At 67.9% G+C, this 12640-nt stretch carries 9 protein-coding genes and 1 pseudogene; 7 read left to right on the top strand and 3 right to left on the bottom strand.

Annotated features, from left to right (window positions below):
- Together AB0N81_RS41825 and AB0N81_RS41820 are read left to right on the top strand one after the other, a co-directional pair.
- The coding region (locus AB0N81_RS41825) for a colicin E3/pyocin S6 family cytotoxin (protein WP_365368156.1) at positions 1-2436 on the top strand (2436 nt) is incomplete at its 5' end.
- Entirely contained in the window at positions 2433-2663 is a 231-nt protein-coding gene (locus tag AB0N81_RS41820) for a hypothetical protein (protein ID WP_365368154.1), read from the top strand. The genes AB0N81_RS41825 and AB0N81_RS41820, both read left to right, overlap by 4 nt.
- 269 nt (positions 2664-2932) lie before the next feature.
- Here the strand turns inward: AB0N81_RS41820 and AB0N81_RS41815 are convergent.
- Positions 2933-3426, bottom strand: a pseudogene (locus AB0N81_RS41815) (transposase).
- 90 nt (positions 3427-3516) lie between these two features.
- On the opposite strand from AB0N81_RS41815, the gene AB0N81_RS41810 reads away from it, so the two are divergent.
- The 5 genes from AB0N81_RS41810 (at position 3517) to AB0N81_RS41790 (ending at position 10756) form a co-directional block, all read left to right on the top strand.
- Positions 3517-3852 (top strand): hypothetical protein, encoded by a 336-nt coding sequence (locus tag AB0N81_RS41810; protein ID WP_365368152.1) that lies wholly within the window; start codon positions 3517-3519, stop codon positions 3850-3852.
- Between the two features lie 424 nt (positions 3853-4276).
- Positions 4277-4591, top strand: coding sequence for a hypothetical protein (locus tag AB0N81_RS41805; protein WP_365368150.1), 315 nt, complete (start codon positions 4277-4279; stop codon positions 4589-4591).
- A 5-nt stretch (positions 4592-4596) separates the two neighbouring features.
- On the top strand, positions 4597-8949 hold the full coding sequence (locus AB0N81_RS41800; protein ID WP_365368148.1) for a DUF6531 domain-containing protein: 4353 nt from the start codon (positions 4597-4599) through the stop codon (positions 8947-8949).
- A 50-nt stretch (positions 8950-8999) separates the two neighbouring features.
- A complete protein-coding gene (locus AB0N81_RS41795) occupies positions 9000-9782 on the top strand; it encodes a colicin immunity domain-containing protein (protein WP_365368146.1) in 783 nt (260 codons plus the stop codon).
- Positions 9783-9985: 203 nt separating this feature from the next.
- The gene (locus AB0N81_RS41790) at positions 9986-10756 is read left to right on the top strand and encodes a hypothetical protein (RefSeq protein ID WP_365368158.1); all 771 of its coding nucleotides are present in this window, start codon (positions 9986-9988) and stop codon (positions 10754-10756) included.
- A gap of 115 nt (positions 10757-10871) precedes the next feature.
- On the opposite strand, the gene AB0N81_RS41785 is transcribed toward AB0N81_RS41790, so the two are convergent.
- Positions 10872-11633 carry a helix-turn-helix domain-containing protein gene (locus AB0N81_RS41785; RefSeq protein WP_365368144.1) on the bottom strand — a complete coding sequence of 254 codons (762 nt, stop codon included), beginning with the start codon at positions 11631-11633 and terminating at the stop codon, positions 10872-10874.
- A gap of 153 nt (positions 11634-11786) precedes the next feature.
- A complete protein-coding gene (locus AB0N81_RS41780; protein WP_365368142.1) occupies positions 11787-12434 on the bottom strand; it encodes a hypothetical protein in 648 nt (215 codons plus the stop codon).
- Between the last annotated feature and the right edge of the window lie 206 nt (positions 12435-12640).

The raw sequence follows: 12640 nt of genomic DNA, 5'->3' as shown, positions 1-12640 counted from the left end.
GCCGCGCGCAAGGCCGCCGAAGTGGCCCGCGGCGCCGCCAAGGGTGCGCGGGCGGCGGCCGGCGCCGCCAAGGAGGCCGGCACGGCGGCCAAGGAAGCCGGGAACGCGGCCCACGCGGCGGCCAGTGCCGGTGCCAACGCCAACGCGGCGGCGGACGCGGCCACCGAGGCGAGCAACCACTCCGACCAGGCGGGCGCGCAGGCCCGGCGGGCCCGGCTCGCCGCAGCCTCCGCCCGGCGCCAGGCACAGGAGGCAACCCGCGCCGCGAACGAGGCCGCCACGCTGGCGGGCCGGGCGAGCAAGGCAGCCGACGAGGCCAGGGCGGCGGCCAACTCGGCCGCCGATCACGCCGATTCGGCAGCGGTCGAAGCCGACAAGGCCGCCAAGCACGCGGGCGACGCGGGCAAGGCGGCCTCGGAGTCCAAGCGGCACGCCAAGGCGTCCAAGGGCGCCGCGGACGCCGCCACCGACGCGGTGAAGAAGGCCACCGCGGCCCACGACCTGGCACGCAAGATCGAGCGCGAGGAGCTCAAGACCCGTACCGCGGCCGGAGTCGAGGAGGCCAAGGACCTCAAGGAGGCGGACGACGCCCGCACCGCCGAGCGGGACCGCGTCACCAAGGAGGCCAAGGACCTCGACGCCGAGGCCGGGCGCCTCGCGACGGAGGCCGCGAAGCCCGGCGCGGACACCAAGGATGTCGCGGCCAAGGGCCGCAAGGCTGCTGTCATCGCCATGAAGACCCGCGGGCCCTGGAGCCGTGCCGCGGCCGAGGTCGCCCTCGCTGGTTCGGACGAGGCCATCGCCGAATATCTGCGCACGGGTTGGAAGAAGGCGGCCGAGCAGGACGAACGCGCTCGCGTCGAACGCCTCGCGGACGACCCCCGGTCGGCGGCCCTCCGCGAGGCGGCACAGCGGGCCCTCGCGGGCGATGCGGGGAAGGTGCACACCTTCCTCGTGAGCGGCGGGAACGAGGCCGCGGCCGGGGACTTCCGCAAACGAGTGGTGCAGATCGCCAGCACCGGCGGCACCGAGGTCAAGGAGGCCGCACGGGCCGCACTCAAGGACGGCGCCCCCGCGAAACTCGCCGCGTTCCTCAACGACGGTCAGTTCGCGGCCCGCAAGGCCGACGAGCAGGTCCGTGCCGTGCAGCTGGCGAGTGTGGGAGGCCCCGAGGTCAAGGCCGCCGTGAAGGTCGCCCAGGCGGGCCCGCCGCAGCTGATGCATGCCTTCGTCCAGACAGGCCAGTACCAGGCGGCCCGCAGGGACAAGCTCACCGTGGCCCACGTCGCGGACGTGCGGCGGCTCATCGCCGAGGCTTCGGGCGTCGCGGCCACGGCTCGCAAGGACGCCGCCTGGGCCGCACGCGCCGCCGCCGTGGCCGACAAGGCCGCCGCCGAAGCGGACAAGGCCGCCAAGCAGGCGAAGAACTCGGCAGCCGAGGCCGAGGAGTACGCCGCCCAAGCGCAGAAGTCGGCGAAAGCCGCGGAAGCGTCGGCGGCACGGGCGAGGGAGTCGGCGAAGGCTGCTCGTAAGGCGGAGGCCGACGCCAACGCAGCTGCGACCGCGGCCACCAACTCGGCGACGCAGGCGCAGAGTTCGGCCAATTGGGCTCGCGGTTCGGCCGACGAGGCATGGACCGCGGCCAATGAGGCGCGTTCCTCGGCGACGGCCGCGGGAAAGGACGAGAAGGCCGCGAGCAAGGCAGCGAGCGAAGCCTTTGAAGCGGCCGTCGTGAAACAGCGAGCCGAAGAGGCTGCCTGGCGGGCGGCGGAAGAGGCACGGAAGAAGGCCGACGCAGAGGAGGAGACCGCCGCAGCCGAGGACGACAGCTGGGTGCCCGGCTGGCTGAAGGGCGCTGCTCACACGTTCGTCGACACTGCAGGAACCGTCGTCGACTACGGTACGTCGATCCTCTCCAACCCCGACATCTGGGCGGGAGCTGGTGAAACGGCACTGGGTGTCGTGATGATGGTGGGCGGAGCGTCAGGCGACGTCGGCGGCGGGGCCTTGTGCATCACCGGAGTCGGCTGTCTCGCCGGAGCTCCGGCCATCGCGGCCAGCACGACGCTGTTGGTCGGCGGCGCGTTCGCGTCCGCCGACGGCATCGGCCGCATCGACGAGGGCCTCAGGGCGGCACTGCGTGACGCTCAGAGCAAGGGGGGCGTCACCAGGAAGACGGACCCCGGCCCGGTGCGTGCTCCGAATAACCTCCCCGCATTCCCGGGAGCGAGCAAAGCCAAGCCCAAGACGCCCGTCCAGGGCGGTGGCGGTCTTCGCAAGCGATGGAAGGACCCGAAGGGCAACATTTATGAATGGGACTCCCAGCATGGCACTGTCGAGAAGTACAACAAGCGAGGCAAACATCTCGGCGAGTACGACCCCACCACGGGCGCCGAGACAAAGCCCGCGGACAAGTCACGAGAGGTAACCCCGTGAAGATTTTGATTACCGTCTACAGGAAGGACTCCGACTCTCCTGAGCGTGAGTTGGATGTCTCGGGGATCGGCCTGGAGGCTGCAGCCGACGTGGTGGGCATCCCGGCCGACTGTCTCGTCGACGTGTACCCCCTTGACGAGAGCCAGGCGGCCGCACTCGGCCGGCTTGCCGATGTGAGTCTCGACCTGGATTCCTACGAGTACTTCCTGGAGGCCGTCGAGGGCTGACCTGCGGCGCGGTCCCGCCGGAACAGCTCTTGGTGGGACCGCGCGCGGTTGTTGGAGATGTGGCGATCAAGCAGGGGGCAGGGGGCAGGGGGCACAGAGGGATGCGGTCACTGGGCGTGGGGGCACAGCATCCCGTTGAAGTACGTACTCGTGGTCGAGGAGCGCGAGCGGCAATTTCGAAGACGAGCGTCAGCGTGAAGAACTTCGAGCCCCAAGAGCTGAAGCGGCGAGCAGCCATATGTACCACGGCATGGCAGTCCTCAAAGTCGCTAACAAAGCCGTTGGGCGTGGCGATGACTGATCAGGCAGGCAGCGAGGCTGAGGGGGCTTCGTGGAGTCATCGCGCCGTCCCCAGCGGATGCGGATACGGCGGAAGCTATGCAGCCTGGCGATCGTGCACTCGATGACGTAGCGGAAGATGCCCGGGCCAGAGCCGTGTGGCTGGCCTTGTTCGGAGATGACGGGGCGGATACCGCGGTGCCAGAGAAGACGGCGGTACAGGTCGTAGTCGTAGCCGCAGTCAGCCGGCAGGGCGTCCGGCCTTCGCCGGGGTCGGTCGGCCGCCGCCAGCACGTCATGCCCGAGCCGAAGCCCAAGCTCCTGGGGCAGGCACTCCCACTGGATCACTGGATGCCGGTGTGCAGCACGAACAAGATGCCGCTCAGGGCCTGCCAGTCCGGTATTCGAGGTCTGCCCTGTGCCAATCTCGGTTCCGGTTCGGCAGCAACGGCTCGATCAGTGACCACAGTTCATCCGGCACGATGCATGGCCGCGACTCACGTTTCTCCACGACCAGATCAAGAGTCGATATACCAACAGTCACATGATCAACCGCTTTTGTTAGAAACAGCACATGGGTGCCGGCCTGTGCGCTGAGGGACAGGTCATGGGAGTGGCGATGCGAGCAGGGGCTGGGCGCAAGCGGGCGGTTCTGGTGGTGCCGACGTTGGGGGTGGTGGCCCTGTCGGCTGGACCAGCTGAAGCCAGTGAGAACATCGTGGGCGTCGGCAATGCTGCCTTCGACAACACGATGATCATCGCGAACAGGCAAGACACGGCCATGACCCACACGACACCCGGCAGCGGAGTGCTGAGCAACATCGGTCAACTGCCCCTGGAGGTCGCCCGGAACGGCGGAGCCGGCGGCGGCGTTCCGGGCGACGAAGCCACGGGACTTCTCGGCTCGTGACCGGGCGTTGAAGGCGGCGGTCACCACACTAGTCTGGCGATGGTGAGCGGCTGGCGTCTGCGGGCCCTGCTGGTTTGCGTGTGGATGCCCGTTGGGGCCAGGCGGCGCTTGCAACAGGGCGCCGCCAGTTGTTGTGGGATGCCGCATCGCGCGCCGAGGCCCATGCGTGGACGGCGAGTTCGCGGGCGACGCCCTCGGGGAGGACGACTGGCCCTCGACGAACTTCAAGTGCGTGGACCTCGTAAAGGTCATGGAGGCTCTCGACGACTGACGGCCCCACGGCCGGGGCCGCGACCACCGTCGGTCTCTTTACCTCGTCATGGGCAGCCGCATACTTTCCACTTACCTGCGACGACTACTGTCTGCCGTTGGCTTGTGCACATTGCAACGCGCAGTATCGGGACGTATCGGGGGACACGCGGCCGTGGGAGACCTGGGCAAGGACTCGGAGTCGATAGCGAAGGCGGCGCCGCTGCTGCGCAAGGCGCCGCATCACATCGCAAAGCCGCTCCATGATTTCAAGGCTGCCTCGCATGACCTTTCGGCGCTGGGCGCGCTCGGTGCACTCATGAGCGCGACCGACGACGTGCGCGAAGGCATGGAGACGCTTGCCGAGGTCGCGGCGGACCTCGTGGACGAGTGGCACGGCGAGGCGAAGCTGATGACCGACCTCTCCGAGGCGTTCGACGTCCTCGACGTACTGCTCGAAGCCGCCGCGCGCGGCAGGAAGCAGGGCTGAGCCCCGTGGTCGACCTCAACCCCCTGCACTACATCAACAAGTTCAACCACATGGCCGGCGACAACATGGCCAGCATGATGGAGTTCCTCGGCATCTCCGACCCTGCCGTGGACCCGGACGGGGTCAGGGAGATCGCCAAGAAGTGGCGCTCCCTGGCCAAGGCCGTGGATGCGTCCGTCAAGGACGCGGAAGCCGCGCTGCGGGACGTGACCTGGGAGGGCAAGACCGCCACCGCCTTCACCAAGCGGGCCAAGAAGACCCGTTCGCAGGCGACGAAGATGGCGGACTCGCTGCGCGACGGCGCCGATGCCCTGGACAAGTACGCCGACGAGGCGCACGAGCTGCTCACCGAACTCAACGTCATCATCGTCGAGATCATCGAAGTGGAGATGGCGGGCCTGGCCCTGTCCGTCCTCACGGGCGGCGCCTCCGCGGTGGTCGGCAACCTGGCCGCGGGCGCACGCTTCGCGAAGGCGATGGCGCTGATCGGCCGCATCGAGCACGCCGGCACGGCGATGGCCCGCACCATCCGCGCCGTCCTGGAGGTCATCCGGGGCCTGCGCCGGGCGCTGAAGGCCCTCAAGGAGATCAAGACGATCGCGCGGGTCGGCAAGATGGCCGGCGAGGGCGCGAAGTTCGCCGCGCTCGACACCCTGTTGCAGGACCCCTCCACCTTCAAGGACCCCGGAAAACTCGCGGAGACCCTCGCGCTCGGGGCGGCCCTCGGCGTCGGCCTGGGCAGCCTCGGCACGCTCCTCGGCAAGGGCCTGGGCAAACTCAAACCCAGAGACCTGTCCAAGCTGCGCAGCGCGATGAAACTCAACTGCGCCTCCTTCGAACGCCTTTCCCTGCGCCCCGGCTTCGACAAACTGCCCGCCTCGGTGCGCAACGCGCTCAAGAAGTTCGTCCGCGACCCGATCGACGTGGCCACCGGCGACATGGCGCTGTCGCGCACGGATGCCCAACTCCCCGGCGTGCTCCCGCTCATTCTGGAGCGCACCCACATCTCCTCCTACCGCTTCGGCGGCTGGTTCGGCCCGTCCTGGGCCTCCACCCTGGACCAGCGCATCCAGGCCGACGAGGACGGCTTCGTCTACGCCGCCGCCGACGGCGCCCGGCTCTGCTTCCCCGTGCCCGACGCGGAAAGGGGCGAGGCGGTCCGCCCCGAGACCCCCGGATCACGCCTGACCCTGTCCTGGGCCGACGGATTCGACGGCGCGATATGTGTCACCGACCCCGACAGCGGCCTCCTCCAGGTCTTCCACAGCCCGGTCCCGGCCGCCGCGGGCGAAGCGGTCGACCTCCCGCTCCAGTACGTCCAGGACCGCAACGGCAACCGGATCACCATCGAGTACGACGAGGGAGACATCCCCGCCGCGGTGACCCACTCCGGCGGCTACCGCATCGCCCTGGACCGCAACGAGACCGACTCCCGCATCACATCCCTGCGCCTCCTCGACCCCGCGGAGCCCTCCGCCCCCGGCACCACCCTGATCACCTTCGGCTACGACGACTCCGGCCACCTCACCCAGGAGACCAACTCCTCGGGCCTGCCGATGCGTTACACCTACGACCCCGAGGGCCGCATCACCTCCTGGATCGACCGCAACGACACGACGTACTGGTACGAGTACGACGCCCACGGCCGCGTCATCGCCACCGGCGGCACGGGCAACGCCCTCGCCTCCACCCTCACCTACGAGACCGCGACACGCACCACACGCGTGACGGACTCGCTGGGCCACGTCCGCGTCTACGAACACAACGACGCGTTGCGCCTGATCCGGGAGACCGATCCGCTGGGGCATGTGACGGAGCAGGAGTGGGACGAGGAGTTGCGGTTGACCGCGCTCATCGATCCACTCGGCCACCCCACTCGTTATCGCTACGACGAACACGGCCGCGTGGCGTCGGTGACGCGGCCGGACGGCCTCGCGACCGTGGCTCGGTACAGCGAACTCGGGCTGCCGACGGCGGTCACTGAGGGGGACCGCGTGCTGTGGCGTTACGAGTACGACGAGCACGGCAACCTCACGAGTGTCACGGACTCAGCCGGAGCCACGAGCCGATCCGCTTACGACGGTACTGGCGCTCTGACTGCGGTCACTGATGCGCTCGGCCACATAACCCGCGTGCGTTGCGACCCGGCTGGGCTCCCCGAGAGCATCACGGATCCGCTGGGTGCGACAACACGCTACGAGCGCGACGCGTTCGGACGGCCCATAACGTTCACCGATCCACTGGGCAATGTGACGCGCATGCAGTGGACCGTCGAAGGAAGCCTCGCACGCCGTGTCGCCCCTGACGGCAGCAGCGAGTCCTGGGCCTACGACGGCGAGGGCAACTGCACCCGCCACACCGATACTCTAGGAGCGGTCTCCCACTACGAGTACGCGCCATTCGACCTGCTCGCCGCGCGCACGGGTCCGGACGGTGTGCGCCACACCTTCACCCACGACAGTGAACTCCGACTCATCCAGGTCATGAATCCACAGGGCCTTACCTGGAACTACGAGTACGACCCGGCGGGACGCCTCAGACTTGAGACCGACTTCGACGGCCGCACGCTGAGATACGGCCACGACGCCGCCGACCGGCTCGTTTCTCGCAGGAACGGCCACAGCCCTGCCACGCGCTTCGCTTACGATGAGCTCGGGCAGATCGTGCGTCAGACCATCGACGGCGTCAGTACCTGCTTCGCCTATGACCCGGCAGGCCGGATGACGCGGGCTGTCGGTCCGCAGGCTCAAGTCGACTTCCGCTATGACCCGAGCGGACGCCTTCTCTCGGAATCGGTCAACGGCCGCACGATTTCCTACCGCTATGACGTACTGGGCCGCCGCATCAGCCGCACCACTCCGAGCGGTGTCACCAGCGACTACGCCTACGACGCCGCAGGTAACCTCGCCGAGCTCGACTCCAGTGGCCGCACGATCGCCTTCGCATACGACCCGGCAGGTCAGGAAACCCATCGGCGTATCGGTGCCGACGTTGCCGTTTCCAACGCGTATGACGCCTGTGGCCGCCTGACCCTGCAGTCCGTCACGGGTTCGGGCGGACGCCCGGTCCGGCGGCGTGCGTACGACTACCGCGCGGACGGCAATCTGGTCGGGCTCGACGACGATCTGTGGGGCACCCGTCGCTTCGACGTGGACCCTGTCGGGAGGGTCACCGCGGTTCGGGCCGAGGCATGGTCGGAGAGGTACGCCTACGATGCGGTGGGCAACCAGACTGAGGCTTCTTGGCCTGTCTCCCACGCCGGCGCGGAAGCCACCGGCACCCGTACGTACGAAGGCACCCGTATTACCCGGGCCGGATCCGTGCGCTACGAGCACGACGAGCTGGGACGGATCGTCCTACGGCAGAAGATCCGTCTGTCACGGAAGCCGGACACCTGGCGTTACACGTGGGACCACGAGGACAGGCTCACCTCGGTCGTCACGCCCGACGGCACCGGCTGGCGCTACCTCTACGATCCGCTCGGTCGGCGCATCGCCAAACAGCGACTGGCGGCGGACGGTATGTCGGTTGTCGAGCAGGTCGACTTCAGCTGGGACGGCACGACACTCTGTGAGCAGACCACCGTCGCCTCCGAACTGTCGGGACCGGTCACCCTCACCTGGGATCACCGGGACCTGCATCCCCTCACCCAGACCGAGCGCATCGGGGTGGGCGAGGCGCCGCAGGAAGAGGTCGACTCACGCTTCTTCTCGATCGTCACCGATCTGGTCGGCACACCCAGCGAACTGGTCGACGAAAATGGGGACGTCGTCTGGAACAGTCGCGCCACGCTGTGGGGTACCACCACGTGGGCGGCGAACAGCACCACCTACACACCACTGCGTTTCCCGGGTCAGTACTTCGACCCCGAGACGGGGCTCCACTACAACTATTTCCGAACCTACGACCCCGAGACCAGCCGCTACCTGACCCCCGACCCTCTCGGGCTGGCTCCTTCCGACAACCCCCGTGGGTATGTCGACAACCCGCATAGCTGGACGGATCCTCTCGGGCTAGCTCCTTGCGCCAAGGGAGCGTGGTCGGACAAGGCTGACTTCTCTAGCCAGAAGGTGATGAGTAAGAAGTTTCACTCGCACGCGACGGACTTCCTCGACAATCCGGGAAACCTCAACGGAGCGAACCTCAAGGCCTTCCAGAAATCTATGCAGGAACACATGACTGCGCCGGGGACTAAGATTTTCCGATACAACTACCGCAAGCAAGGTCCGGCGGTCGGTTTCATTGATCCCCAAACCCTCAAGATGGTCATGCTCCGCTCCGACGGTAAGTTCTGGTCCGCCTTCAAGCTCAACGAGAGGCAGTTCTCCGATGTCGTGCAGCGTGGGTTTCTCTGGTGAGCGAAAAAGGGGGGTCGGGAGTGGAACGAAGTAGCGGAAGCAACAGGGGGGTGTGGGACGTCGTCGCGGGGCCGCGCTCGTTCCGGCGCGAGTGGCTTGCCGAAGGAGAGAAGACGGTGGTGCCGCTGCCGTCCCCCTCCGGTATGGACAAGCACCTGGCCCGCCGCATGAGCTCGGGGGCTGAGCAGGCCGGGTATGTTCACGTCATCGCGTGTCAAGTGGAGGGCGCGACCGCCGAAGGGCCTGGGATCGAGATCGCGGCTACTCGGGAAGGACTCCTGCGGGACACTCCATGGCGCGGCGGAGATCTTCTGCTCGCACTTCCTGATGTCTCCGGGGCGCTCCTCGTCACCGATCAAGGGTTCGCGTTGATCGCCGGCACGGGGGAGTTCCTCAGGGGCGGCGTTCCTGAAGGCGCCGATCAGGCGACCGTTGACTTCTCCCGGTACGCGAAACGGGTCGGGCGCAGTCACCCGGCCGCGCTGGCGGTGGCGGGGGAGGCCCGGCCCATTCAGATGGCGTGGGCCACGAAGAACGATGTCGCAGACGGGTCGGCCATCGCCGAACAGCTGGCGCTCATGGAATCATTCGTGGCCGACGCCATCAGTGGCGAGGAATTCGCCGTAGCGTGGTTGGACGCCCGACGGAGATCGCTGCGGCTCCAGGAGCGTTTGCGGGAACCCTTCTCCAGGGTCCTCGACCAGGTCTTCTACGCTCTCGACGACTACGTCATCGATCCAGACCTACGGGACGCGGACGACATGACGAACGAGCAGCTGCGCGCGCAGGTCCGACAGCACCTTTCCGACCTCGACTCGCTCGGGCGTAAGTGAGGGACCGGTTCGACGGTGCGCGAGTTCGGAGGTCGGCCCGTGGAAGAGGGCCTTGATGTCTTGATCGAGAAAACCGACGGCATGGGGGCCGCTTGCCCGCGGCAGGGATTCAACGGTGACGGGGCTGCCTGACACCGGGGCGGGCGCCTGGGAGGGCTGGAGGGGACGTGCCGCCGGTGCCGGACCGTCCGGGGAGAGCCAGGATGGGAATCGGGGACGCAGAGCAGTTCGTGCAGTTCGCACGGGGACATCAGGAGAAGGGGACCTACGTCGGCGGCTGTTCCGGAGCCGACATCGCGGCGGCGAGGCAGAGACTGGGTGTGGTCTTCCTACTCCTCACCCCGGACCGGTCGCGCATCGTCATCGAGGTCGATGGCGTGCAGCACTACGCCGACGCAACCGGGAAGGCGTCGCCCAGGATCTACTCGGAGAGAGTTGGTGAGGACCGGCGGCTCCACCTCCTCACGGGTTACGACATCTACGGTTTCGGCGGTCACGAGCTTGCTCGTCCGAATGCTGCCACCATGCTGCACTCGTTGTTCGGCGAGTTGCTCTCACGGCACAAGCGGCCCGGCGCTCGAGGCGGTTCGCGCTGCGCAGGCGGTCTCTCCGTCCGGGAGAGTTCTCGAGGTGCGCGACGCTGGTGTCCTACGTTGTACTCGGCTGACCAGCTCCAGAGACATCTCGGCGATGCCCTCCATGAGTTTCTTGATTTCATCGCAGATCGCCCGGACGGCCTCGACACCCTGGCTGGCGGGGCCTTCGAGCTGCCCGTCGAGGTTGAGGCCGTGCGCCTGGCGTCTCGTCTTCAGGCCCGCGACGCCTCCCACCACGAGTGTCAGACGATACGGAGTATCGGTCTGGTGTCGGGTGAGCCCAGCAGGCGGCGGACGCGCTCGGGATGCCACCCCAATTCGTCAGCCAGCCGGGGGATCATGAGACCCTTCACCCGCTCGGCGATTTCGTATGCCTGAGTCAGCAGAGCTGGCTGTTCGCCGGGGAACCCCTCGACCGGCTCGGGGGTGAAGCCGGGCTGGCCGTCGAGCGCGCGCAGGCGCTGGTATCCGCGGCTGGCAGTGGCGTCGGAGATCATGCCCAGCTCGCGGCAGCGGTAGATGAGCGAATCGACGCTGCCCCCCACACTCGGCGGAGCCCGGTGAGCTGTGCGAGGTCGAGGCGCCGAGGGAGCAGTGGGGTGATGCTTGCCGCCGGGGTCAGGAATTCCGCGGCGAATGCGTCAGCTTCGCGCTCCTGCCGGCTGCCCAGCTCGTGCGCTGCGGTGAAGCGGTGGCGGTACACGGCGTTGGTGCGATTGGGGGTGAGGATCGCCACCGGACGCGCGGACCGGGAGGAGAAGGCGTCGACCGTGCGGGCTGCTTCATCGGCGGCTGGCATGACGACGACGATCCCGTGGGCTTCCATGCGTCTGACCAGATGGGTGACCGGTCCGTCTCCAAGGCCCCACCGCTTGCGCAACTCGCGTGCGGCCGCTGCGGGATCGAGGGGGAGATCGACGCCAGGGGGTACCTCCCCGCCGGAGAAGCCAGGCAGGTCGATGGGCGGGAACTGTACTCGCTTCTCCAGGGCGTAGGTCAGCTCCCACACCTGTTCGGCGAATGCGAGGGCGCGTTCGCCCTGGGCCTTGGGTGTGCTGCGCAGGGCACGGAAGTGCGCCATGGAGGAGTCGAGCCGGTTGCTCGGCCGGCCCGCGATGAAGAAGGGCAGCGGCACGTCGAGCGTGTCTGCGAGCCGCGGGAGGAGATCCGGGCGGGGCTTGGCCACCCCCATTTCGTACTGGCCCACTGCCGCGGGTGTCACGCCGAGTTGCTCTGCCACCTCCTTCTTCGTCATTCCCGCCAGGCGCCTGGCCTGGGTCAGCCGGGCGGGGTCGAAGGCGTCGTGGACGGCGCGTGGGGTCACGCCACGTTCGGTAGTACCGGGCAGCAGGGGCGGGTCCGTTCTCATCGTCCTCGTGGGCCAGTGGTTCGATCGGGCCCGGCTCGGTCAGGGGCGGCACGTCCCGCTTCTCGTCCGCGTCGGGTCGCGCGAACAGGTCGGCGTGGGCTGGTCGCCCGCGTCGAGGCTGAGGTGCTCCGGAGCTGTGGCCTGCTGCGGGACAGAGCTGAGCCTACGCCGGGTCGGCACCGCCGGCAGTGGCAGGGGTTCGAGTTGGACGACCCAGTCGAGGTTCCCTTGTTCGTCCAGGAGGGATGCCACGCCCCAGTACGGCTTGAGCAGGCCATGCGGGTTGCAGGCGTAGGGGATCAGCACCAGACGGGTGCCTTCGGGAAGTGCCGCGAGTTTGGGTCGTACCTCGACGCGGCCTTGGCTGAGCTCCTCATCGTCGAAGAGCGAGCCCTGGCGGGGCTCGGGGGCGAATGTAAACAGCTCGCGGATGAATGGGCCCACGGACGGCAGCTTCGCCCGGCGGACACTGACGTCCTCCATCGCGAAGCGGAAGGGATAGAGCAGACCGCGCTCGAAGTGGACCAGGCTGAAGGGGAAGCCATTTGGTTTGAAGACCGTCGCGCCCTCGACGTCCTCGAACTGACGGGCCACCTGCCGGTACGACCCGGGCCAACGAGTCCAGCCGTAAGGATGGTTGCTCTCGACGTCGCCCTCATGCTGAGCGGCGCGGGCATTCTCCTGCATGTCGACAAGCCTGACCGAGCCGGTCGCGTACGAGGTCGACCTGACTCCTCCCGAACAAATCGGCAGCCTAAGGCAGGCTACCCCCACGCTCCAGAGGGTTCAGAGATGGGCTCTACTGAGCTTGTGGGCGTGATGTCGGAGGGGCTGACAGGTGGTCTCAGTCGCGGTACGCCGGAACCATGAGGTATCCACAAGGCGGTGGCCTG

It is taken from the genome of Streptomyces sp. NPDC093510 (genome assembly GCF_040683555.1).
Lineage (GTDB): Bacteria > Actinomycetota > Actinomycetes > Streptomycetales > Streptomycetaceae > Streptomyces.
The sequence above is the reverse complement of the archived record's forward strand: the minus strand, read 5'-3'. Positions and strand labels throughout refer to the sequence as shown.

Bases quoted from the DNA above. Each gene is read 5' to 3' on its own strand.
- AB0N81_RS41780 (WP_365368142.1), bottom strand. From the start codon at position 12,434: ATGCAGGAGAATGCCCGCGCCGCTCAGCATGAGGGCGACGTCGAGAGC.
- AB0N81_RS41810 (WP_365368152.1), top strand. From the start codon at position 3,517: ATGGGTGCCGGCCTGTGCGCTGAGGGACAGGTCATGGGAGTGGCGATG.
- AB0N81_RS41785 (WP_365368144.1), bottom strand. From the start codon at position 11,633: ATGACGAAGAAGGAGGTGGCAGAGCAACTCGGCGTGACACCCGCGGCA.
- AB0N81_RS41790 (WP_365368158.1), top strand. From the start codon at position 9,986: ATGGGAATCGGGGACGCAGAGCAGTTCGTGCAGTTCGCACGGGGACAT.